22 protein-coding genes are annotated in these 23,285 nt (G+C 36.2%); 14 read left to right on the top strand and 8 right to left on the bottom strand.

All coding sequences use genetic code 11. The features are described from left to right. Positions 1 to 210, bottom strand: a complete 210-nt coding sequence (locus tag DFR56_RS03230) for a DNA-dependent RNA polymerase subunit epsilon (protein WP_110393998.1) — start codon at positions 208 to 210, stop codon at positions 1 to 3. A gap of 671 nt (positions 211 to 881) precedes the next feature. Beyond that, on the bottom strand, positions 882 to 1,430 hold the full coding sequence (def, locus tag DFR56_RS03225) for a peptide deformylase (RefSeq protein WP_110393997.1): 549 nt from the start codon (positions 1,428 to 1,430) through the stop codon (positions 882 to 884). A 1,296-nt stretch (positions 1,431 to 2,726) separates the two neighbouring features. On the opposite strand from def, the gene DFR56_RS03215 reads away from it, so the two are divergent. From DFR56_RS03215 to lpdA, 5 genes are all read left to right on the top strand, one after another. Further along, positions 2,727 to 3,368 (top strand): YkyA family protein, encoded by a 642-nt coding sequence (locus DFR56_RS03215; RefSeq protein ID WP_158525480.1) that lies wholly within the window; start codon positions 2,727 to 2,729, stop codon positions 3,366 to 3,368. A 450-nt stretch (positions 3,369 to 3,818) separates the two neighbouring features. Further along, positions 3,819 to 4,901, top strand: a complete 1,083-nt coding sequence (gene pdhA, locus DFR56_RS03210) for a pyruvate dehydrogenase (acetyl-transferring) E1 component subunit alpha (protein ID WP_110393994.1) — start codon at positions 3,819 to 3,821, stop codon at positions 4,899 to 4,901. 1 nt (position 4,902) lies between these two features. Then, positions 4,903 to 5,880, top strand: a complete 978-nt coding sequence (locus tag DFR56_RS03205; RefSeq protein WP_110393993.1) for an alpha-ketoacid dehydrogenase subunit beta — start codon at positions 4,903 to 4,905, stop codon at positions 5,878 to 5,880. Between the two features lie 24 nt (positions 5,881 to 5,904). After that, positions 5,905 to 7,176 (top strand): dihydrolipoamide acetyltransferase family protein, encoded by a 1,272-nt coding sequence (locus tag DFR56_RS03200; RefSeq protein WP_110393992.1) that lies wholly within the window; start codon positions 5,905 to 5,907, stop codon positions 7,174 to 7,176. 3 nt (positions 7,177 to 7,179) lie between these two features. Then, on the top strand, positions 7,180 to 8,586 hold the full coding sequence (gene lpdA, locus DFR56_RS03195) for a dihydrolipoyl dehydrogenase (protein WP_110393991.1): 1,407 nt from the start codon (positions 7,180 to 7,182) through the stop codon (positions 8,584 to 8,586). A gap of 288 nt (positions 8,587 to 8,874) precedes the next feature. Here the strand turns inward: lpdA and DFR56_RS03190 are convergent, their stop codons facing one another. Further along, the gene (locus DFR56_RS03190) at positions 8,875 to 9,696 is read right to left on the bottom strand and encodes a PP2C family serine/threonine-protein phosphatase (RefSeq protein WP_342353137.1); all 822 of its coding nucleotides are present in this window, start codon (positions 9,694 to 9,696) and stop codon (positions 8,875 to 8,877) included. After that, positions 9,680 to 10,135 (bottom strand): HIT family protein, encoded by a 456-nt coding sequence (locus DFR56_RS03185; protein ID WP_110393989.1) that lies wholly within the window; start codon positions 10,133 to 10,135, stop codon positions 9,680 to 9,682. The genes DFR56_RS03190 and DFR56_RS03185 overlap by 17 nt, the downstream gene beginning before the upstream one ends. A 438-nt stretch (positions 10,136 to 10,573) precedes the next feature. Between DFR56_RS03185 and DFR56_RS03180 the strand changes: the two genes are divergently transcribed. From DFR56_RS03180 to DFR56_RS03165, 4 genes are all read left to right on the top strand, one after another. After that, positions 10,574 to 10,693: a GapA-binding peptide SR1P gene (locus tag DFR56_RS03180; RefSeq protein ID WP_110393988.1), complete on the top strand. Its 120-nt coding sequence runs from the start codon at positions 10,574 to 10,576 to the stop codon at positions 10,691 to 10,693. 353 nt (positions 10,694 to 11,046) lie between these two features. Then, positions 11,047 to 12,006, top strand: a complete 960-nt coding sequence (locus DFR56_RS03175; protein ID WP_110393987.1) for an NAD(P)H-dependent flavin oxidoreductase — start codon at positions 11,047 to 11,049, stop codon at positions 12,004 to 12,006. A 714-nt stretch (positions 12,007 to 12,720) separates the two neighbouring features. Then, positions 12,721 to 12,915: a hypothetical protein gene (locus DFR56_RS03170; protein WP_110393986.1), complete on the top strand. Its 195-nt coding sequence runs from the start codon at positions 12,721 to 12,723 to the stop codon at positions 12,913 to 12,915. Between the two features lie 177 nt (positions 12,916 to 13,092). Further along, the gene (locus DFR56_RS03165) at positions 13,093 to 13,902 is read left to right on the top strand and encodes an inositol monophosphatase family protein (RefSeq protein ID WP_110393985.1); all 810 of its coding nucleotides are present in this window, start codon (positions 13,093 to 13,095) and stop codon (positions 13,900 to 13,902) included. A gap of 1 nt (position 13,903) precedes the next feature. Here the strand turns inward: DFR56_RS03165 and DFR56_RS22785 are convergent, their stop codons facing one another. Next, positions 13,904 to 14,077, bottom strand: coding sequence for a DUF5325 family protein (locus DFR56_RS22785; RefSeq protein WP_158525479.1), 174 nt, complete (start codon positions 14,075 to 14,077; stop codon positions 13,904 to 13,906). Between the two features lie 152 nt (positions 14,078 to 14,229). On the opposite strand from DFR56_RS22785, the gene DFR56_RS03160 reads away from it, so the two are divergent. After that, positions 14,230 to 14,541 (top strand): YlaH-like family protein, encoded by a 312-nt coding sequence (locus DFR56_RS03160; RefSeq protein WP_110393984.1) that lies wholly within the window; start codon positions 14,230 to 14,232, stop codon positions 14,539 to 14,541. A gap of 309 nt (positions 14,542 to 14,850) precedes the next feature. On the opposite strand, the gene DFR56_RS03155 is transcribed toward DFR56_RS03160, so the two are convergent. After that, positions 14,851 to 15,045: a YlaI family protein gene (locus tag DFR56_RS03155; protein WP_110393983.1), complete on the bottom strand. Its 195-nt coding sequence runs from the start codon at positions 15,043 to 15,045 to the stop codon at positions 14,851 to 14,853. A 114-nt stretch (positions 15,046 to 15,159) separates the two neighbouring features. On the opposite strand from DFR56_RS03155, the gene DFR56_RS03150 reads away from it, so the two are divergent. After that, the gene (locus DFR56_RS03150) at positions 15,160 to 15,441 is read left to right on the top strand and encodes a hypothetical protein (RefSeq protein ID WP_110393982.1); all 282 of its coding nucleotides are present in this window, start codon (positions 15,160 to 15,162) and stop codon (positions 15,439 to 15,441) included. Between the two features lie 54 nt (positions 15,442 to 15,495). On the opposite strand, the gene DFR56_RS03145 is transcribed toward DFR56_RS03150, so the two are convergent. Together DFR56_RS03145 and DFR56_RS03135 are read right to left on the bottom strand one after the other, a co-directional pair. Beyond that, positions 15,496 to 16,071 carry a YhcN/YlaJ family sporulation lipoprotein gene (locus DFR56_RS03145; RefSeq protein ID WP_110393981.1) on the bottom strand — a complete coding sequence of 192 codons (576 nt, stop codon included), beginning with the start codon at positions 16,069 to 16,071 and terminating at the stop codon, positions 15,496 to 15,498. Positions 16,072 to 16,858: 787 nt separating this feature from the next. After that, positions 16,859 to 17,347 carry a molybdopterin-binding protein gene (locus DFR56_RS03135; protein ID WP_110393979.1) on the bottom strand — a complete coding sequence of 163 codons (489 nt, stop codon included), beginning with the start codon at positions 17,345 to 17,347 and terminating at the stop codon, positions 16,859 to 16,861. A 263-nt stretch (positions 17,348 to 17,610) separates the two neighbouring features. Between DFR56_RS03135 and DFR56_RS03130 the strand changes: the two genes are divergently transcribed. The 3 genes from DFR56_RS03130 to pyc all read left to right on the top strand — a co-directional run bounded on the left by DFR56_RS03130 (position 17,611) and on the right by pyc (position 22,792). Then, positions 17,611 to 17,904, top strand: coding sequence for an Fpa/YlaN family protein (locus DFR56_RS03130; RefSeq protein ID WP_110393978.1), 294 nt, complete (start codon positions 17,611 to 17,613; stop codon positions 17,902 to 17,904). Positions 17,905 to 18,176: 272 nt separating this feature from the next. Continuing rightward, the gene (locus tag DFR56_RS03125; RefSeq protein WP_110394311.1) at positions 18,177 to 19,355 is read left to right on the top strand and encodes an FtsW/RodA/SpoVE family cell cycle protein; all 1,179 of its coding nucleotides are present in this window, start codon (positions 18,177 to 18,179) and stop codon (positions 19,353 to 19,355) included. Continuing rightward, complete coding sequence (gene pyc / locus DFR56_RS03120) at positions 19,343 to 22,792, top strand: pyruvate carboxylase (RefSeq protein ID WP_110393977.1); 3,450 nt, start codon at positions 19,343 to 19,345, stop codon at positions 22,790 to 22,792. The genes DFR56_RS03125 and pyc overlap by 13 nt, the downstream gene beginning before the upstream one ends. The last annotated feature ends 493 nt before the right edge of the window (positions 22,793 to 23,285 follow it).

Genomic DNA, 23,285 nt, shown 5'->3' with positions numbered 1-23,285 from the left:
TTACACGCTCTCTATCGTGAAGAATTCAGACTTTTTTTCATATGCTAAATGTACGTCATCTAATGCTTGGATTAACTCAATATTAATATCTCGATCTTTTAATTTCGAACGAACTTCTCGTTCTGTTTCTGCTTCAACATAAATACTTTCCGTACGTTCACGCACGGGAGCAATATGTGCTGAAGGTTGATATAAAACCTTAAATATCATTGTATCTCTCCTAATATGTTTATTCGGTTAAAAAAATTATTGTTTAAGATGATAATTGTTTCTATTTTGCTTCCATGTTTTGTTTCACAAGTGTTGTCTGTAAAGTAGTTATACATATCATTTATCAGTTGTCGGTACACGTCCTTGTTTTAAAAATTCCTTCCACTTTCTTTTCAGCTTTTCTTTCAGGCGTTTCAACATCACCCTACATCTCCTTTCTAAACAAAGAAAAGCAATAAGTTTAGGCCGATCCAATCCCTGTTAGTTTTATTATAATATGATTTCATTATTATTGGAATAAATATCAATTATAATTTTAAAAATTTACGCATACATAAATAATAAGTGATCCTTAAAAGTAAATAAGGTTAAACTAATGCAAGCATTTTTCTACCTTTATTTTTAACATTCTTATGTATATTATACGTAGATCAAAAATCTAAAAAAGTGATTGAGATGTAGAGTGATTGATTCATTCTTTATGAGGTAAGCTTAAAAAGTCCGGTTAAATTGACACCTCGCATTTCTTTGGCAAACTTAGAAGGTATAGACACTTTCTTACTGCTCACTGGTTAAGCATGACGTCCTAGGACTGCACATTTAGCGGACGCTAGCGATCTTAGCCGACCGCGCCTGTTTTATTGCCCTTTTTGAACACGCACTTTAATTAGTTAATCAATCGCTCTGGCGTTTTTGGGCACATAAAATGGATTTTGCTCATTAATATAGTCATAAAACATTACACCGTTTAAATGATCAATTTCATGTTGCAGGACAATTGCCGGATAACCTTTGAACCTCAATTTCAAAGGGTTTCCCTCGATATCAAAAGCACGTACAGTGATACGAGCATGACGAACGACATATCCTTCAATTACTTCATCGACCGATAAGCACCCTTCTCCACCACTTAAAAATGCCTTTTCAACGGAATGACTAATAATTTTTGGGTTAATGAGCTGATAACTGTACTGTTTCTGATCATGTGTAAAATGAACGACGATAAGCTGTTTATTCATTCCAATTTGTGGTGCGGCAAGCCCAACACCTGAACGTAATTTATACTTTTCAGCTAATTCATCATCTTGACTGTTTTTTATAAAAGCCATCATTTCATTTAATATATGAACATCCTCAGCGGATGGTGGTAAACTAATTTCTGCGGATTTTTTTCTTAATGCTGGATGTCCGTCTCTAACAATATCTTTCATTAATAACATTTTCCAAACTCCTATCTCCAAATGTTCACATACTCTTGTTTATTTTAACACAAGTAATCGAAAAAAATGGTAAAAACCTACTTTATACGAATGTGTAATGTTCACTTTTATTTATTATTGCTCCACTTTAGCACCAATCAAATGAGTTCAAACAGCTCGCTAAATTAAGCTTTGGAAGCTTCTAATTATATCCTTGTCACTCTTGGTATAATAAACAATTTTCCAAGAGATTGGAACGGCGAATCCTTCTCTTACCAAATCTTTTTTTGTTACATCATATAAAAGATAAACTGTGCGGTAACTTAGGGTCTGCTGAACAACTAAATTGCGTTCCATGCTACCGTTGTTTTCCGCGAAATGTGACATGCTTTCCGCGGGCACAGCTTCAGCCTCCTCGGAAGAAAACCACTTCCTGCGGGGTCTTCAGACTCGCGCTTTTCCCGCTGGAGTCAGTCACTTTCGCTCCAAACAACTAGAGTAGTTCATTGCATATGCAAAGGTTTTTGGTAAAACAGTCAAAACCCTTGTACTTTATATCGAGAAAAACGGATACAAACTATTGATTTAGATGGGATATCTGTTTATTCAGTAGACCCAACGTAGGGTGAATGAAAATTATTTTATTACATCCATAACAAATAACAGTAATGATTGACTACACCCACCTGAGCGAAGGAATACACGGAGACTCCTGGTCAGCTAAAAAAAGCGGTCACGTTCCTGGGGACTGGGACTGCGCTTACTCGTCCCATCGAAAACATTGTGCGTCGCGGGAGGAAAGGCATCGGTGAGACCCCCGGCCCTCGGCAAGGGGGATGCCGACGTTGGCCGCAAAGGCCGGTTTTAGTTGGTCTTCCTTTAATTGAGAACGAGGAGGCTCACCAGCTGTCCGCGGAAAACGTAGTGTATTTCCGTAGCAGATAGACATTCACTATTCGAAGTTACTCCGTAGTTTATTTCAAATGCGCGGTAATAGCAACAAACGTAATGAAAGGAGCGGGTGGAGGCTAGGTATAAATAGACTACTTTCCAGCAACCAGTTGATCCGAAGTCAGTTTGCGCACTGTATCTTCATCCCACTTCTTTTTACCAGGCAGGTTAATCCATTTCACTCTGCAAAAGTTGAGTTATTATTTGGAATCTTGTATAGATGGCGCTAAACTAGATAAAGGATTATTTCGTTGCTGTAAAGTGATTCAAATTACATCTTCCTGCAAATAAATACATACATTGCATCATACAATGATTAATGAAAAAACAAACTATTTAACAATTCTAGTATTGGAGGGATTACGGTTGGTCAAATTTACTCAAGCTATGATAACAATGTTTATTTTCTTCATCCTCGTCGCTTGTAATAATGAAGAAAATGTTATGGATAAAGTGTCTGAACATATAGAGGCGACTGTTGAAATAGAGGCAGCTTTTGAAGAGAATCAAGAAAAAATTTATGAATTAGAAAAAGAAGATGAGAAAATTTATAACGAAATAATTGGGCTTGGCACTGAAGATTATGAAAAAGTTGTTGAACTATCTACGGAAGCAATGGATTTATTGGAGGAACGGATGGAATATGTTAAATTAGAAAAAGAAAGTCTTGATGAATCACGAATAGAATTTGAACAAATTGCTCCGTTAATCGATAAGATATCGGATCCTGAGGAGAAGGAGCAAGCAGAAAAGATGTATGAAACGATGATTAATCGGTATGATGCATATGAAGTAGTTTACGGAAATTATGCAGAATCGATCGAGTTGACAAAAAGCTTATATTCGCTTTTTCAGCAAGAGGAATTTAAGGAAAATGAAGTATATGCAGTGATAGCTAATGTGAATGATAGTTATGATGAAGTATTGAAAGCGAATGAAACATTTAATAAAGAAACGGTCTTATACAATAGTTTAAAAGAAGAATATTATGAGATGGTAAGTGAATAATAAATGTGAGAGGGAGAGTTAAACAGCATAGATTTAACTCTCTTTTTTATGGGTATAGATGAAAGAATGCTTTTTTTGTGGAATACATCAAAACCGCAAAAATTGATTTTCAAAAAATACTTAGACATTTGTATTAATACAGATAATATTCTCCCTATACAGACTAGTACAGTTTCTATATATAAGTATAACAGATAAGGGATGACGTCATATAACAACCAAATAAAATAATTTTTTTCTTGTTAAAAATTCAGATTAACAGTTAAAAACATTGACCTTTCATAGGTTGATAAGCTACACTATATTTACATGAAACATTGTACTACTATGAAAGAATAAATAAGTAGAACAGTTTAGTAAAAGGCTTTCATACATTTTGTGTGAAAGTTTTAACGAGAAGTGCAAACAATATCATTCATATATTATGTAGGGAAGGAAGAGGTGACTACTTTGAAGCATGTATTAGAAGAGATAGAAAACAAATTTGAAGTGTTTCAAGTGTTAAATCAAGATGGAGAGATTGTAAATAAAGAAAATGTACCAGATCTTTCTGATGATGAGTTAAAAGAATTGATGACAAGAATGGTATACACAAGAGTTTTAGACCAGCGATCAATTGCTTTAAACCGTCAAGGTCGACTAGGTTTTTATGCGCCGACTGCTGGGCAAGAGGCATCTCAAATTGCGAGCCATTTCGCTCTAGAAAAACAAGATTTTATTTTACCTGGTTATCGTGATGTCCCACAATTAATTTGGCACGGTCTACCATTATATCAAGCTTTTCTATTTTCAAAAGGGCATTTTCATGGTAATCAAATGCCAGAAGGTGTCAATGCTTTAAGCCCACAAATTATTATTGGCGCGCAATATGTGCAAGCAGCCGGTGTGGCGCTAGGAATGAAACTAAGAGGGAAAGATGCTGTTGCCGTTACATATACAGGTGACGGTGGAACTTCTCAAGGTGATTTCTATGAAGGAATTAACTTTGCAGGAGCTTACAATGCACCAGCAATCTTTTTCATCCAAAACAACTATTTCGCAATATCTGTTCCAGTAGAAAAACAAACTGCTGCAAAGACACTTGCTCAAAAAGCGGTTGCTGCTGGAATTGAAGGATACCAAGTAGATGGAATGGATCCACTTGCAGTTTATGCAGTGACAGAACATGCGCGAAAACGGGCAATTAATGGCGGGGGACCTACATTAATAGAAACACTTACTTACCGCTACGGACCACATACGATGGCAGGGGACGATCCGACAAGATATCGTACGAAAGATCTTGATTCGGAATGGGAAAAAAGAGATCCACTTGTTAGATTTAGAACTTATTTGGAAAATAAAAACGTATGGTCTGAAGAACAAGAAAATGAAGTAATTGAACGTGCGAAAGAAGATATTAAGGAAGCAATTAAAAAAGCTGATGCTTATCCTAAACAAAAAGTTACCGAGCTAATCGAAAATATGTATGAAAACTTACCGTACAACCTCGAGGAGCAACTGAAGGAATATAGAGAAAGGGAGTCGAACTAACATGGCACAAATGACAATGATTCAAGCAATTACGGATGCGATGCGAAATGAACTGAATAAAGATGAAAATGTGCTAGTATTCGGCGAAGATGTTGGACAAAATGGTGGTGTTTTCCGAGCGACAGAGGGATTACAAAAAGAATTTGGAGAAGATCGTGTGTTTGATACACCACTTGCCGAGTCTGCAATCGGTGGACTAGCGATCGGGCTCGCTTTAGAAGGATATCGACCAGTACCGGAAATTCAATTCTTCGGATTTTTATATGAAGTAATGGATTCAATAAGTGGCCAAATGGCTCGAATGAGATATCGGACAGGAAATACGTTTACATCACCGATAACTGTACGTTCGCCGTTTGGTGGGGGAGTGCAAACACCAGAGTTACATGCCGATTCATTAGAGGGGCTTATGGCACAACAACCAGGACTTAAAGTTGTGATTCCTTCTACACCATATGATGCAAAAGGATTATTAATTTCCGCTATTCGTGATAATGACCCAGTCATCTTTTTAGAACATATGAAATTATACCGATCATTCCGTGGCGAAGTACCTGAGGAAGAATATACAATTGAAATCGGTAAAGCTGATATAAAGCGTGAAGGTAAAGATGTAACATTGATTGCATATGGCGCAATGGTTCACGCATGTTTAAAAGCAGCTAGTGAACTTGAAAAAGACGGTATTGATGCAGAAGTAATCGACCTACGTACGGTTTCTCCTCTCGATATTGATACGATTATTGCATCAGTAGAAAAAACAAATCGTGCCGTTGTTGTGCAGGAAGCACAGCGTCAAGCAGGCATTGCCGCAACCGTAGCAGCTGAAATTCAAGAGAGAGCTATTCTACATTTAGAAGCTCCGGTTCTTCGTGTGACGGCACCAGATACAGTATATTCTTTTGCCGCGGTAGAAGATGCATGGTTACCAGATCATAAAGATATTATCGAAAAAGTAGCAGCAGTTATGAACTTTTAACAGAATAGATAGGAGGTTGACATTGTGGCTTATCAATTTAAATTACCGGATATCGGTGAAGGTATCCATGAAGGTGAAATTTTAAAATGGTTTGTAAAAGAAGGCGAAGAAATAAAAGAAGACGATCCATTATGTGAAGTTCAAAATGATAAAGCAGTCGTTGAAATACCTTCTCCTGTTGAAGGGACTGCACTTAAAATTCATGTTGCTGAAGGAGAGGTGGCCGTTGTTGGTGACCCACTCATTAGCATTGATGCAGAAGGGTACGAATCAGAAGAAGAACCAATAGAAGAGGTAGAGGAACAAGTAGAGAAAGATGAAAAAGTGGAAGAAAAAGCTTCTGAACTAACTGAGGCACCGGCAAGTGCAGATTCTAGTAAACGAGTCATCGCAATGCCTTCTGTCCGTAAGTATGCACGTGAAAATGATGTGACAATTCAAGAGGTAAAAGGGACTGGTAAAAACGGTCGTATTTTGAAAGAAGATATCGATCGATTTGTACAAGGTGATGTGGACACGGCGGAAGAAACTACTTCTGCAGATACAACTGAAACAGAAACTTCCGAAAAACCAGTATCGATTCCAAAAGGCACGTATGCGGAAACGCGTGAAAAAATGAGTGGGATCAGAAAAGCGATTGCAAAAGCGATGGTCAATTCGAAAACGAAAGCACCGCATGTTACGTTAATGGATGAGGTTGATGTAACGGAACTTGTTGCCCACCGAAAACGTTTTAAAGAAGTAGCGGCAGAACAAGGGATTAAATTGACTTACCTACCATATGTTGTAAAGGCACTTATTTCTGCTTCTAAAAAGTATCCGATTATGAATGCGGCTGTTGATGATGAAACAGATGAAATCATTCATAAGCATTACTATAATATTGGAATAGCAGCAGATACAGAAAAAGGATTACTCGTTCCTGTTGTCAAAGATGCTGATAGAAAATCTTTATTTGAAATTTCAAAAGATATAAATGAGTTGGCAGAGAAGGCTCGTAGTGGTAAACTAACAGCTGAGGAGATGAAAGGTGCTTCGAATACAATTACGAATATCGGTTCTGCAGGAGGGCAATGGTTTACTCCGGTTTTAAATTATCCAGAAGCGGCTATTTTAGGAATCGGTCGTATCGCGGAAAAACCAGTTGTTCGTAATGGTGAAATAGTTGTAGCACCAGTGCTTGCACTATCACTCAGTTTCGACCATCGTATTGTCGACGGTGCTACAGGACAAGAAGCTCTCAATCAAATCAAGAGATTATTAAATGATCCACAATTAATCATGATGGAGGCGTGAGTAATGGTAGTAGGGGATTTTCCAATTGAAGTAGATACGCTTGTAGTTGGAGCTGGACCAGGAGGATATGTTGCTGCAATTCGTGCTGCACAACTTGGTCAAAAAGTAACAATTGTAGATAAAGGAGCGTTAGGTGGTACGTGCTTAAACGTAGGATGTATTCCTTCGAAAGCATTAATCCAAGCAGGTCATTTAACTGAAGCTGCTCGAGGGAATGAAGACCTCGGTATATCTACAGAAAACGTAAAAGTAGACTTTTCAAAAGTTCAAGAATGGAAAAGTGGTATTGTAAATAAATTAACATCTGGTGTAGAAGCGTTATTAAAAGGAAATAAAGTGGATATCGTACAAGGTGAAGTTTATTTTATCGATAAAAATAACGCAAAAGTGATGGACGAAAAACAATCACAAACATATACATTTAACAACTGTATTATTGCAACAGGTTCAACGCCAATTGAAATTCCAAGTTTTCCTTTTTCAGAAAGAGTACTTGATTCAACTGGTGGATTAAACCTAACAGAAATTCCTGAAAGCTTAGTTGTAATTGGCGGGGGATACATTGGTACAGAACTTGGCTCAGCGTATGCTAATTTCGGTACAAAGGTAACGATTATTGAAGGTGAAAAAGAAATTTTAGCTACTTTTGAAAAGCCAATGACTGCTGCCGTTAAAAAACGTTTGAAGAAAAAAGACGTGAACATCGTAACAAGTGCAATGGCAAAAGGTGTGGAAGAAACAGAGAACGGTGTGAAAGTTACATATGAAGCGGCTGGAAAAGAAGAAACGATCGAAGCGGATTATGTATTAGTAACAGTCGGACGTCGTCCTAATACGAGCGAACTTGGACTAGAACAAGTAGGCGTTGAAGTGGATGAGCGTGGTCTTATTAAAATTGATAAACAATGTCGTACGAACGTAGAAAATATTTATGCAATTGGTGATATTGTTGCAGGCTTACCACTTGCACATAAAGCTTCCTACGAAGGAAAAGTTGCTGCAGAAGCAATTAGTGGTAAAAAATCTGAAATCGACTATATCGGCATGCCAGCAGTTGTATTTTCTGATCCAGAAATGGCTTCAGTTGGATATACGGAACAAGAAGCGAAAGATGCCGGAATTAAAATTAAAGCATCAAAATTCCCATTTGCAGCAAACGGCCGTGCACTATCGCTTAATGATACAGATGGATTTTTGAAGTTGATTACTCGTGAGGAAGATGGTTTAGTCATCGGAGGTCAAGTTGTTGGACCAAATGCAAGTGATATGATCGCTGAAATTGGTCTAGCGATCGAAGCGGGAATGACAGCTGAAGATATTGCGCTAACTGTCCATGCTCACCCAACACTTGGTGAAATTACGATGGAAGCAGCAGAAGTTGCTCTTGGCACACCGATTCATATGCTATAAAAGTAACTGTATGAAAAAAAGTTCGGTCTGGAGAATATTAATAGCAAAAGAGACTGGGACATAACTAAAACGACCAAATCTAAAGACGAACAAATCATTATCTTAGCGAAGTATATTTCCGGAGTGGGTTATATGCAGCTATCATTGTTTGGATTTTTCTTGGTGAAAACACTTTTGTCCTAACCTCACTATTAACTTCAAAATAGTAACAGTGGGTAAAGTCATCCGTCGATGACCTAACCCACTAATTTTAGTATGTTTTATATTTTAATAAATTAAAGAAGGTTGTTATTGATTGCTTGGTCTACTTGCTTCTTTTGAAATATTTACTTTCCAGGAAACGATGGTAGCGTTATCTTGAACATTATTTTCTTGAATATTTTTCAATATGGTTTGAATACTCTCATTATCTTTCGAATGGTAAAATGCTTTAAAAATCTTGCTTGGCTTTGAATACAGTTCATTCGGGCATTCAATTAATCCATCAGTCGCTAAAAATAGATGATTTTCACCTTTTCTTAATTCTTTTATCCCAATACTATAACAAGGTACCTCTTGTTCAAAGGTATTAACTTCTCCTATCCATTCAAAAAATTGTCTTTGATTTAACTGATATTGACCAAGCCTCGCTAATTCATGATGAAATAAATAAACAATACAGTCTCCAACTGGAAGCCACCACACATACTTATCTTTCCTAGCCACAATCAAACAAGCTGTTTCCCCGGTAATCTTTCTGCAAGCGGACAAGAACTCATCGGATAGAAACATATTTAAAATTTTCTCTTCAAGTTCTCTAAACATTTGACGATTTGTTGGTAGAGATAATACATGTTTAATTTGAGCCTTATTATTTTCGAATAGTTCTAAAGTTATTAGAGCGCTTTCTGAGGTATTATGAGCATCCAACATAATGGCAAATTCCCAATCTTCGTTTTCATTTAACCATACCAAACATCCGTCTTCGTTTTTGTATTGTCCAGTATTTGTATTACCACCGTAACGTCCAATCATAATATGATTAAGGAGGATGACTTCAGGATTATCCATGAAATCTTTTTGGCTTCCGATCCAGCTAAAATCTTCAACGGGGTTATTCATTTGAATCATCCTCCAGGTATGTTGAGATACGGGTACAAAGCCCGTTAATATCGTTTTCTCCACCCATAGGGGCATCTTTCCAATCATAAACAGCATTTGGTCCCCAATACTCTTTAGGTGTGTTTAGATAGCGAGGAACTAAGTGCAAATGAAGGTGGGGAACACTATCATCCAGAACGTAGGAATAAATATGCTCCGCCTTCTCAGATTTCATTAGTGCATTACTTACTTTAGCTATTATTATACCAAAAGCTTTTGCTTCCTCCATATTCATATCTCCAAGTGTTGGAACGTGTCTTTTTAGGTCGATCATCATATGGCCTAAATAGTTGTTTGGATTTCCATTTCCATCAATATGACCAACATAAACATATTCATTCTCGTAAATCATTATCCCAGAGGTTTGAATATTGCCTGCATGCTTATTGCAAATAAAATAATCATTCAAAACAATTTCCTCCTTTTATCCTGTTAAAAAATTATCATATAACCAAAACGAATTTGGAATAACTTTATGTAATAGTAGATTTTCTATTAAAAATACAGTAAAACTAACTGTAAATGTTAAAGTAAGATACATTAAGTATAAAATCGTGAAGATGATCGAATAACTCTTACAGATGTATAGGCTTTTTTAAACTAAATCTATTTAGTATAGGAAAATGTGTCGGTAAACTGTGAGATGACAAATCATAATTGGTTTAGTATTATCGTTAAAAAGCTCGAAAAATTAAAATAGTTATTTTTTCTTATACAGCTATCGTGGAAACAAATGAAACATCACACAATTTGAATGTGTTATACTAATTAACCCTTGAAATTTCAAATGTGCTATACTATAATTAATTATAGTAGAACTTAAATAATTTTAGAGGAGTTGGCGAATGTGGGAATCATCATCTGTCAACAGTGTCAACAAGTAATTAATTATTATGAAGAAGAAAAAGTGACAAAACTTTATAGCACATGTCCAAGCTGTAACAATAATACAAAAAATACAAATTAATCAATGAATTAAAAGAGTGATGCGATCTTAATTATGCATCACTCTTTTATTTATATTAAACTATATACAAGTAAGAAAAAACCAAATCGCAAAATTTTGTCCATCTCCATATTTTCCATAACATAATTGTTTAGAACTAGCTGATCATTTCTGAATGAAGGACATCATTCCCCAAAATAGCACATAATCAATCTTCCCCATCCTCTTTTCCCACAGCACCAGAATCTCCGTACTCCAAATTATTAGCCAAACATAATCTTTTAATGATACGATAAAGGAGACTGAATTTGTAAGGATTTTTACTCCGCTGAACGCCGTGGAGTATTGCAAATGAACGAAGGGGGAATATTCTAATGAATTGGAATACGAAATTTACTGAAGCTTTTCAAGTAAAATATCCAATTGTTCAAGGTGGGTTAGCACATTTAGCATATGCGGATCTTGCCGCTGCTGTCTCAAATGCCGGAGGATTAGGGCAAATAACAGCTATGAGTTTACCTACTCCAGATCATTTAAGGGAAGAAATAAAACGGGTTAGAATGATGACAGATAAACCTTTTGGTGTGAATTTTGCTATAGGAGCAGGCCGTCGTCCATATGAGGAAATGGTTCAAGTAGCTGTTGAAGAACAAGTTCCAGCTATTTCTGTTACAGGTGGAAATCCTAAAGGTGTGCTCGATATGGTAAGCGGTCACAATATTAAAAAATTAGTACTAGTTGCAGCGCGTAGGCAAGCGGAAAAGGCAGAAGAACTGGGTGTAGATGCCGTGATGGTAGTTGGTCAAGAAGGTGGTGGGCATATTGGGCGAAGTGATACCGGAACACTTGTTTTAACACCACAAGTTGTCGATCATGTTTCTATTCCAGTTCTTGCCTCCGGCGGTATTGTTGATGGAAGGGGATTAATGGCGGCATTTGCACTAGGAGCAGACGGCATTGAGATGGGAACGAGATTTATTGCGACAAAAGAATGTGTCCATGCACATGAGGCATACAAACAAGCGATTCTTGATGCCGATGAAGAAGCGACAGTCGTTATTAAGCGTTCACTTGGTGCACCAGCTCGCGCACTGAAAGGGAGTTGGCCTGATAAAATTTTAGATTTAGAAAAACAAAAAGCCGGCTATGAAGGATTAAAAGACTATATAAGTGGAGAAGCAAATAAACGTTATATTCATGAAGGAGTTGCCGAGGAAGGATTTGGTTGGGCCGGTCAAGGGGCTGCTAGAATTAGTGATATTCCAACCGTTGAAGAACTAATTCAATCGATTATAACTGAAGCGGAACAAATTAGAAAAGCATGGGGCATGTAAGAGGAAATATATGTAGAGTTCAGTGGGAGGAAGGCACCAGTGTAGCCCCCTAAAAACGCGCATCGTAAAGAGGCTCACCAGCCGCCTTACGATGCGCGAATTATATTTCAAGGGAGAGATATATGCAGCGATTATTGTTCGGATTTTTCTTTAGAAAAATCCTTTTATCCCAGCCACTTTTGATTATCGTGAGGAAAATGGAGCGATTAACTTCCCAAGCAGTTAGTCTCCTAGTTGGCTAATATCGCCATGTTCCATGCGTCTTGACTCAGCGACCTAAGAGATTTCACAACGAGGGTCATTTATAGTGAACGAGACCAGTGACAAGCGTCGTGTTGGGGGACGGCACTTACTTACGTCCCAGCGAAAAGCTTTTGTGATTACGATTATCAGTACGATAGACATTGTATGGTCGGAGGCTCGTGGGGGAGTCCACGAAAAGCGAGGATATTCGATTTGCTGTGATTAGAAGGTGAAATGGACTTCCATTTTCGCCCAATTAACTTTCTTGATTGCAAAAAAAGGTAGCTATTCGTTATAAACCCATTTTTCCGCAACTAAAAAATGTAGTTTATATCTTGCTTGGAATGGGTATGAATAATATAAGACAGGAATGAATAAGATTAATAAATATTAAAACTTAATGGGAATTACATTACACAAAATATAAAAAACATCATATAGATAATAATATCTACAAAGGATGTGAGTGTTATGAAGTATGTAATCGAGCAGGTAAGGAAAAAAGAAAACCGTCAAATGTTGTCCGTTGTCCGTATGGAGATTGATTATGAACTTGTAACACTGTTCGATGCTATGCAGGCAAACAATAAACTTGAAATCATTAAAGCGAAAGAGAAATTAACTTATTTAGTTAGAAAATTAAATGCGTTATCTTCCATGAAATGAACGTAAATGATCGAATCCGATGAATAATTGATCATTATTTGGTACAATGAGCTTTAATATCGATTCCGAAAAACGTGTGATAGTTCAAGTAATATAAATTTTATCTATTACATGTAGCGTGAATCAAATTTAGCACGGTTCTCATTTAAATTTTGTGCTAAAAATGGAGGCTCAAGCATGGACGTAATTACACGAGAAATCCTATTCAATCGAGTTAGATCTTGGGTACTTGAGGCAGGTGCGCTCATTCGAAAAAAAATGCATGATCCACTTACAATTGACACAAAATCCAATCCAAAAGATTTAGTAACGGAAATGGACAGAGAAGTGGAATTTTTTTTTGCATCAAAAATTAAAGCATATTATCCAGAACATTTATTGTTAAGTGAAGAAGGCTATGGAGATACATTATCAGATGTTCATGGAACCGTTTGGGTTTTAGATCCAATTGATGGAACGATGAATTTTGTACATCAAAAACAAAATTTCGCTATTTCGCTCGGCATTTATTATGAAGGAATTGGTGAAATTGGATTAATTTATGATGTGATGAGAAATAACCTTTATAGTGCGATGAGAAATAACGGGGCATATAAAAATGACCGACAGTTAAAAAAATTAAATAAAGATTTACAACTAAACCATTCTATTATTTGCTTAAATCATCATTGGTTGGCAAAAAATAGTCTAGTTGATGAAAGAGTTATGCAGCAATTAATTAAAGATGTTCGTGGGACAAGGACATACGGTTCAGCGGCTTTAGAATTTGCTTATGTAGCTGAAGGGGCAGCAGATGCTTACATTACGATGCGTCTTGAACCGTGGGATATTGCAGCAGGGAGGATTATTGTTCGTGAAGTAGGAGCAATGATAACAAACATTTATGGGGAAGAGGTAGGGATGTTAGAAAGAAGTTCCATACTCACTTGTAATCCAACTATACATAAAACGTTAATAAAAGATTATATATGTAAAGCAAAAAAGTGACTTAATTGTCACTTTTTCGTTTTAGCTTGATACCGTAACCCATAAGTGCAAATCCGAGTAATAAAAATAAAATAACAAGAAAGACATTTTGATAAAAAATGGCTACACCTACTAAACAAAACATGGATACGACAAGCATTGCTAAAAATAACATTGGATAATTAATGTTTTTCAACTACATACACCTCAATTTGTTTCCAAAGTAAGTATATAATATTTTAAATTAAAAATAAAATGAATTGTAGTTACTGGTATGAAAATGAAAGATTTAGTATGATAAAGGTTGGACATTATTTTAAATGAAATTGTCATTTGTGAGGGGTAAAAATGGATACAGATTTTGGCTTAATATTTAATTTTATCGTAAATACCTTTGGAACAGAGTATGTTTTTTGGACTTTTTATGTATTAAACCTTATTTTTAGTGTTATAGCTTATAAGCTTGGATTTGCAAGACAGTTACCTTTATTAAAATCTATTATTGTCTATGTTTTACTCGCAATGGGAGTTTTTATTATAACACTTTTTAGTATTGTAAAATATCCAATGACCGAAACATTAATTATTATTTCCATTGTACTTGGAATATATCGCTACAGATTACATACTGAACGAAAACGAAAATCTAAAACATCTTAAGAAAAGATGTTTTAGTTTTTTCATTGATGGATTCATTTTGCAGATAAGAACCATAAAATTTTTTATTGTTCGCTGGCTAAAAAGCGCGACATTCTGCTTTTTGCTTACGCATGCCTAGCGAAAAGCATTTGTCGGGACGTCAGTAGTAGCATCCTGAGACTGCGATTACCCGTCACAATAAACATTGTGTATATTCGCAATAAAGGCTTGATAAATAAATAACGCACTTCTTTACATAAGCGCGACATCATTTTGTCCTCACCCGTTAGCTTGCCAATCACGCGTTTTCTATCGCAAATGGCACCTGTCCTACTCATTCTTCCTATTTGACCGATACAAGTTAAATTTTCCTGTTTCATGACGTTTTTTTGTATTTGTTTCAATTCGATCATAACAAGTTTGACAAAGATAAGACTGAATTCTTTTATTTATCAATCGTTTTGCTTCGTACGAGTTATCATTAATCGATTCAATTTTATCACATAATACGCATTGGACTTGCATCAAGTTCACCTCTAATATTTTTCCTCTAAACAACTATAACATAATGTTTATTAAAAATGGTATGGGGTATTCTATAATTACATTAAAAATGCTTTAATGTGAAAGGATGATAAAATGAAAAAAAGATATATTATTCCGATTATTGGGGCGATCGCTTCCGTTGGTGTAGGATATATGATGAAAAATAAAAATCAAGACAACCAGTCAGATGCAGGGACACTCGCCCATTCTTTAGCAAATGCAGGGATTCCGGATCAAATGAATCATGAAAATTATGATCATGCGCAGTTTGAGAACGCCAAAATGGTGTCTGAAGGTTCACAGTTTGGAGTTCAATATTTTAATGAAGTATCGGAAGACGATGTAGAAAAAGTTGAAGAAATGATTACTGAATAATAAAGTAGGTGCTCTCCGATTTCGGAAAGCACCATTTTTTTGAAGCCGTTACCTCTACTGATTTGATTGTTCTTTTTCGATATTATCTAATCGTCTTCTTTCTTCATCTGTCATTTTCTGTCTGTTTTCATCTTCATCGATTGGCCGATCTTCATCCACAGGAAACATTGGCATATATCGACTTACAATTTCAGATAATTCATCAACGACTCCTTGCACAGGGTGTCCTTGTTGGATTTTATCTCCCATATCACGAAGCCGTTGCGTCATATCTGCATCAGCGACAACAACTGCAGTTTTTCCATATGGGTCATGCTGTAATGCCTCGTTAACAGAAAATTTAATTGTTCCAACTCGCTGCCTTTCTGTCGCTTCATCAATATTGATACCGACAACCGCATAAGGACCTGCAACAACCGCGGCAGCATCATTTACATTCGGAACTTCTGAAGCAATAGTTGCTAAATGAGAGGCTATTTCTTGATTTGTTAAATTAACTTCATCCTCATAACTTGACTGCTCAACAGCAATATTTTCATTTCTTTGATTGTCAGGCATCGTATTATTTCGGTTGCAACTCATTAATAATAAGCTAATAACGAACAGGATTAGCATTAATCGTATCTTCATTTTCAAGTCGTCTCCTTCACTAACGGGCTTTAATATCCATATTGTTAGTAAAAAGACTATTTTTATACAATTTTTTTTGAAAACAAATCACAAAGTAGTAACGTAATGACTCAGACATTCTTCTTGCTTTAAATCGCCATAAATAATCGCTTGCATTTCCACGGTGAGTTCTAATTCACCGATGGTGGTCAACATTCCGTAATAATTTCGTGATAGATACTTGCAATGTGTATTGGCATGGTGGAACTTAAAATGAACGATGCACATTCAAATAATGACAGAGTATCTAGCTTATTAGAAGAGGCCGGGACAAAACTAAAACGACCAAATCTCAAGAAGAACAATGCATTACCTTAGCGGTGGAAATATACGTAGACTCCTGGTCGGCTAAAAGCGGTCACGTCCTGTGACCAACGCCCGACACTAGCACGTCCTGGGACTGCGATAAAATCTCGTCCCATCGAAAACATTGTGCGTCGCGGGAAGAAAGGCATCGGTGAGACCCTGCCCCGGCAAGGGGTATGCCGACGTTGGCCGCAAAGGCCGGCTTTAGTTGGCCTTCCTTTAATTTCAAGCGAGGAGGCTCACCAGCCGCCCGCGGAAAGCGAAGTATATTTCCAGAGCGGGTTATATGCAGCTACCATTGTTCGGGTTTTTCTTTGGTGAAAATACTTTTGTCCCAGTCTCTTTATGGCGAAAGACTTAGTTGCACTTATGCAGTAAGAAAGTGTTGATACTTTCTTATCTACCAAAAAAACTACTCACAAAAGGAGCAGTTTTTTCATCTTTACTTAATAATAATTTGTTTAATATTTTTAATTGGAGCCTCTTTATTTGACCCATCTCTAAAGTATAAATGTACTGGGCCTTCTTCTTTTAATGGCTTTCCATCTACTGCAAATAGTAGATAAGCGTCCGTTAATTGTTCGACCGTAATAACAATATCGTCTCCATCTGTTTTTAAGAGTGCTCTTTTCGCTTCGGGTTTTACTTCAGCGTTGTTAATAAAATCTTCCAAAGGCATAACAAATGAGTTTTCCAATATTTTTTCTTTTTCATAGCGATTAATACTTTTATTTACAGGCGGTTTAATCTTAGTTTGAAAATAAATTTCTTGATTGAACATTTCATCTGCCTTTTTTAAAGGGTCTTCTTCTTGTACTACTTCTTTTTCGGTAAAGGCTTCCTCCAAGATAATTTTACGATCATCGAATATCCATACGGAAGCATCTAATGTAATCGGGTATGTGACTTTCCCTTTTAATTGGATAATCATTATTCCACCTCTTTTAAAATGTCTACTTTTAGAATAACAAAATTATACTTATTTTACACGATAATATAACTATTTTAATCATTTAAGGCATATATGAACAATTTTTTTGGTATAATTAAAGGACAGTATTGATAAGTTATCTATTTTACTTGTTTTCTATTTGCATTTTACAGTATATAACGATACTATTATTTTAAAGCGTTACAGTTCACATTTATTCTTTCAAGTAGATAATAGAATGTGTTGCGGAAGGAATGAATTAGATGCCTCAAATTACGATGAATCAGCGTGAGAAAGCATATGCACTTTTAAAGTCAGATGCTGACAAAATATTAAGGCTTATTGAAGTTCAAATCGATAATTTAATGACTCCACAATGTCCTTTGTATGAAGAAGTATTAGATACACAGATGTTTGGTTTATCAAGAGAAATTGATTTTGCGGTGCGACTCGATTTAATAACGGAGTCTGAAGGTAGAGAACTACTAGATAATTTGGAACTTAAATTAAGTCTTTTACATGAAACAGCGCAAAATACAATTGAATTTAAAAAATAAAACTTTGCTTACATGAAGCAAAGTTTTTTGTATTAAGCATCTTTATAAAAGGCGAAATGTGAACAAATAGTGAACAAATTTAAAAAACCTTTGATATTATTCTTATTTTCATGTAAGGTATTTAATTAAATTGAATTCAAGCTCTAGCAATTGCGAGAAACATGCAATATAATTTAAATAAGATGTTCAAACGTATTAGTGAAAACACGATGACATTTTTTGGGCTACAAGTAAATGTAAAAACATCTTATATTGTGTTTGGGGTGGTTTTAGTGAAGGAAAAACTAAAGGGCTATGATTTTACTCTCATCATCACTCCCATTCTATTAGCTAGTTTTGGAATAGTAATGATCTATAGTGCAAGCATGGTTTCGGCAGTGGTAGACGGACTAGATAGTACATATTACTTATTCAGGCAAGTACAATGGTTTATTTTAAGCATAATTGGTTTTATCTTTTGCTGTATTTTCCCATATAAATACTATCAAAATCTTATTAAATTGATCTTATTAATAAGTGTAATCATGCTTTTAGGTGTACTTATTTTTGGTGATACGGCACATAATGCAACAAGGTCAATGGAAATACTTGGTCTGCGGATACAACCATCTGAATTTGTAAAATTAGCATTAATCATTTATTTGGCATCTGTCTATTCGAAGAAGCAGATGTATATAGGTGATTTTTTTAAAGGGGTTTTCCCACCGCTAATTTTAACATTTATCATGATTGCATTAATCGTTGTACAACCTGATATTGGAACAGCTTCGATTATTCTTTTCGTAGTTGGTACGATTATTATTAGTTCAGGAATTCGATTTAAACATATACTGCTATTATTTACTTTTAGTGCTGTCCTCTTAGTACTTATCGTTCCTAGAATGATAACCGAAACGAGAATTGCTCGCTTTACAGGTGCATATCAACCTTTTTTAAATCCAGATGGAACTGGATATCATTTAATCCAGTCTTACTTAGCGATTGGTGGTGGCGGATTAAGTGGGGAAGGATTAGGACAAAGTGTGCAAAAATTAGGCTTTTTATGGGGGGCACATACAGACTTTATTATGGCCGTAATCGCTGAAGAACTAGGTGTATTTGGCGTTGTCATGGTCATAGGTCTATTCACCGTCATCACTTTACGTGGTTTGTTTATTTCTAAGAAGTGTACGGACAGCTTTGGATCCTTACTTGCAATTGGAATATCTTCTATGGTCGCTATTCAGGCGATCATTAACCTTGGTGCAATCAGTGGGGTACTACCTATTACTGGTGTTACCTTACCTTTTATTAGTTATGGTGGATCTTCATTATTAGCTTTAATGATTTCAATGGGAATATTAAATAATATAGCTAGAACTGTTCGGTTAAAAGAGCAAGAACCGAAGACAATAGAACCAGAACCAATTAATAATCTTACACATAGGAGAGGAAGTTCATGGCCAATTTAGAAAGAAGAAAAATCAAAAAGATTTTAGCAGCGAATAGGGGAGAAATAGCGATCCGAATATTCAGAGCATGTACAGAGCTTGATATTCGAACAGTTGCTATTTACTCGAAAGAAGACTCAAGTGCCCTACACAGATATAAGGCAGATGAATCTTATTTAATTGGTGAGGATAAAAGCGCAATTGACGCTTACTTAGATATTGAAGGAATTATTGAACTTGCTAAAAACGTAGGGGTGGACGCGATTCATCCTGGGTATGGCTTTTTAGCAGAAAATATTAATTTTGCTAAACGTTGTGAAGAAGAAGGAATTATTTTTATCGGACCGAGAAGCGAACATTTAGATATGTTTGGTGATAAGGTAAAAGCGAAAACACAAGCGATTAATGCTGGACTACCAATTATTCCTGGTACAGATGGTCCAGTCTCATCGATCTCGGAAGTAGAAAATTTTGCAGAAGAAAACGGTTACCCGATCATCATTAAAGCATCACTGGGTGGTGGCGGCCGTGGAATGAGAATTGTTCACCATAAAGGTGAGTTAACAGAAGCATATGACAGAGCCCGTTCAGAAGCAAAGTCTGCATTTGGGAATGATGAAATATATGTTGAAAAGTTTATTCTTAACCCAAAACATATTGAAGTACAAATTGTTGCAGATGAATATGATAATATTGTCCATTTGTATGAACGAGATTGCTCTGTGCAACGTAGGCATCAAAAAGTAGTAGAAGTTGCACCCAGTTTATCACTTTCTGAACAACTACGTGAACGAATTTGTGATGCGGCTGTACAACTAGCGAAAAATGTAAAATATATTAACGCTGGAACGGTTGAATTTTTGGTAACTGGTGAAGATTTCTACTTTATTGAGGTAAACCCACGTATTCAAGTAGAACATACGATTACCGAAATGATTACAGGCGTGGATATTGTTCAAACACAAATAAAAGTAGCTGAAGGTCAAAAGCTCCATGACAAATCGATTGGTATTCCATCACAAGATGAAATTAGAACAAATGGATATGCCATTCAATCTCGTGTAACGACGGAAGATCCATTAAATGATTTTATGCCTGATACAGGTCGTATTATGGTTTATCGTTCTGGTGGAGGTTTTGGTGTCCGACTCGATGCAGGAAACGGATACCAAGGAGCAGTTATTTCACCATACTATGATTCTTTACTCGTGAAAGTGTCGACACAGGCACTCACTTTTGAGCAGGCTTCACAAAAAATGGTTCGTACATTAAAAGAGTTTCGGATAAGAGGAATTAAAACGAATATTCCATTTTTAAAAAATGTTATTTTACATGATAAATTTGCTTCGGGGAAATATGATACGAATTTTATAGACGATACACCAGAATTATTTGTTTTCCCTAAGCGAAAAGACCGAGGAACGAAATTATTAACCTATATTGGTGAAATGACAGTAAACGGTGTCGATGGTGTACCAAAAAAACAAAAACCAATCTTTTCACCAGTTTCAATTCCTCACGTGAATCATTTAGAGTCGATTCCAAATGGGACAAAACAACTCTTAGATGAACATGGACCAGAGTATGTGGCAAAGTGGTTAAAAGATCAAGATAAAGTATTACTAACAGATACGACTTTTCGGGATGCGCATCAATCGCTTCTTGCAACACGAGTCCGTTCAAAAGATTTAATCCAAATCGCTGAACCGACAGCAAGATTGCTACCAGATTTATTTTCGGTAGAAATGTGGGGTGGCGCAACATTTGATGTCGCTTACCGCTTTTTACGAGAAGATCCATGGGAAAGATTACTTACGTTACGTGAAAAGATGCCAAATGTGTTATTTCAAATGTTATTACGGGCGAGTAATGCAGTCGGTTATAAAAATTATCCGGATAATGTCATTCAATCATTTGTTTCGGAAAGTTCAAAAGCAGGAATTGATGTTTTTCGAATTTTTGATAGTTTAAACTGGTTAGAAGGAATTAAACCTGCCATTGAAGCAGTTAGGGAAAACAATAAAATTGCGGAAGCATCCATTTGTTATACAGGAAATGTGTTAGATAAAGGACGCAATAAATATGATTTATCGTATTATACGAATTTAGCAAAAGAACTAGAAGCTTCAGGTGCACATATTTTAGGAATTAAAGATATGGCAGGACTATTAAAGCCTGAAGCTGCTTATCAACTAGTTTCAACATTAAAAGAATCGATCGATATTCCGATCCATTTGCATACACATGACACAAGTGGAAACGGCATTTATATGTATGCGAGAGCAATTGAGGCTGGAGTTGATGTTGTAGATGTTGCATTAGGTTCAATGGCAGGATCGACATCCCAACCAAGTGCGCAATCACTGTATCACGCACTAGAAGGAACGAAAAACCAACCGAACATGAATATTGAAAAATTTGAAGAGTTGTCCACTTACTGGGAAGGGGTACGTGACTACTATCAAGATTTCGAAAGTGGGATGAAATCACCACATACGGAAGTTTATTTTCATGAAATGCCGGGTGGTCAATATAGTAATTTACAACAACAGGCAAAAGCTGTTGGGCTAGAAGAGCGTTGGGATGAAGTGAAGAAAATGTTCCGTACGGTCAATGACCTGTTTGGAGATATTGTCAAAGTAACCCCATCATCTAAAATAGTTGGTGATATGGCATTATTTATGGTACAAAATAATTTAACGGAAAAAGATATATATGAACGTGGCGAATTTATGGACTTTCCAGCATCTGTCATCGAATTTTTCCAAGGTGATATTGGACAACCTTATGGAGGTTTCCCAGAAGAATTACAGCGTATCATCTTAAAAGGTCGAGATAAAATCGATGTACGCCCAGGCATTTTACTTGAACCAGTCGATTTTGATCAAGTACGTGATGAATTATATAAAAAGCTTGACCGTGAAGTAACAAGCTTTGATATGATAGCTTATGCGTTATATCCAGATGTATTTATGAGTTATCATAACTTCACTACTACTTATGCAGATGTTTCGGTATTAGATACGCCAACATACTTTTATGGAATGCGACTTGGGGAAGAAATCGAAGTAGAGATTGAGCAAGGTAAAACATTGTTTATTCGACTTGTTTCTATTTCCGAACCTCGTTCAGATGCAACACGTGTTATTTACTTTGAATTAAATGGTCAATCACGTGAAATAATTATTAAGGATAAAAGTATTGAGTCTCAAGTTGTCGAACTTCCAAAAGCGGATAAAGAGAATTCGAAACATATCGGTGCAACAATGCCAGGAACGGTCATCAAAACGCTCATTAAGGAAGGCGATAAAGTCGAAAAAGGTGACTATCTACTCATTACAGAAGCGATGAAGATGGAAACGACAATTCAAGCACCATTCAAAGGTGTCATCAAAAGGATATATGTAAATGATGGAGCAGCCATTTCTGTTAATGACTTATTAATTGAATTTGAATAATACATTAAAAACTAGGCATACGTTAAAGAAAACACACCGATTGGCGAGCCGCTAGGTGATGACAGAGGTGATTGTTGCGCTTATGTAAGTAAACTAGCGGGTAGCTAGTTTATGACGAAAGAAAACACACCGATTGGCGAGCCGCCAGGTGATGTTTGCACTGAATGTAATAAGTGATTAACCTATTTACATTTAGCCTTTAATGGCGAGACTAAAGTTGCACTTATGTGTGTCAGGAAAGTTTTATACATTCTTATCTGTCAATTAATCGGAATGCTCTAAATCATAAAAAGTAGAGGGTAAAATTCACCCTCTACTTTTTATATGCACTGTAATTCGTATAAACGACTTCTCTTTCTAAAGACAGTTGGTGAATCGTCCATGGAAAAGTAATGTATATGGGCTGGAGTCAGTCACCTTCGCTCCAGACAACTAGAGTAGTTCATTGCATATGCAAAGGTTTATTGGTAAAACAGTCAAAAGCCTTGCACTT

Source organism: Pseudogracilibacillus auburnensis, assembly GCF_003201975.1.
In the GTDB taxonomy this organism is placed as follows: Bacteria; Bacillota; Bacilli; order Bacillales; family Amphibacillaceae; genus Pseudogracilibacillus; species Pseudogracilibacillus auburnensis.
Note: the sequence above shows the minus strand (reverse complement) of the source record. Positions and strands in the feature narration are given on the sequence as shown.

What these genes read in the sequence shown, in the direction of transcription:
- DFR56_RS03190 (WP_342353137.1), bottom strand. Translation starts at nt 9,696, where the DNA reads ATGATTCAAATGAATAACCCCGTTGAAGATTTTAGCTGGATCGGAAGC.
- DFR56_RS03160 (WP_110393984.1), top strand. Translation starts at nt 14,230, where the DNA reads ATGGATACAGATTTTGGCTTAATATTTAATTTTATCGTAAATACCTTT.
- DFR56_RS03170 (WP_110393986.1), top strand. Translation starts at nt 12,721, where the DNA reads ATGAAGTATGTAATCGAGCAGGTAAGGAAAAAAGAAAACCGTCAAATG.
- DFR56_RS03205 (WP_110393993.1), top strand. Translation starts at nt 4,903, where the DNA reads ATGGCACAAATGACAATGATTCAAGCAATTACGGATGCGATGCGAAAT.
- DFR56_RS03165 (WP_110393985.1), top strand. Translation starts at nt 13,093, where the DNA reads ATGGACGTAATTACACGAGAAATCCTATTCAATCGAGTTAGATCTTGG.
- DFR56_RS03145 (WP_110393981.1), bottom strand. Translation starts at nt 16,071, where the DNA reads ATGAAGATACGATTAATGCTAATCCTGTTCGTTATTAGCTTATTATTA.
- def (WP_110393997.1), bottom strand. Translation starts at nt 1,430, where the DNA reads ATGTTATTAATGAAAGATATTGTTAGAGACGGACATCCAGCATTAAGA.
- lpdA (WP_110393991.1), top strand. Translation starts at nt 7,180, where the DNA reads ATGGTAGTAGGGGATTTTCCAATTGAAGTAGATACGCTTGTAGTTGGA.
- DFR56_RS03175 (WP_110393987.1), top strand. Translation starts at nt 11,047, where the DNA reads ATGAATTGGAATACGAAATTTACTGAAGCTTTTCAAGTAAAATATCCA.
- pyc (WP_110393977.1), top strand. Translation starts at nt 19,343, where the DNA reads ATGGCCAATTTAGAAAGAAGAAAAATCAAAAAGATTTTAGCAGCGAAT.
- DFR56_RS03230 (WP_110393998.1), bottom strand. Translation starts at nt 210, where the DNA reads ATGATATTTAAGGTTTTATATCAACCTTCAGCACATATTGCTCCCGTG.
- DFR56_RS03155 (WP_110393983.1), bottom strand. Translation starts at nt 15,045, where the DNA reads ATGCAAGTCCAATGCGTATTATGTGATAAAATTGAATCGATTAATGAT.
- DFR56_RS03130 (WP_110393978.1), top strand. Translation starts at nt 17,611, where the DNA reads ATGCCTCAAATTACGATGAATCAGCGTGAGAAAGCATATGCACTTTTA.
- DFR56_RS03150 (WP_110393982.1), top strand. Translation starts at nt 15,160, where the DNA reads ATGAAAAAAAGATATATTATTCCGATTATTGGGGCGATCGCTTCCGTT.
- DFR56_RS03135 (WP_110393979.1), bottom strand. Translation starts at nt 17,347, where the DNA reads ATGATTATCCAATTAAAAGGGAAAGTCACATACCCGATTACATTAGAT.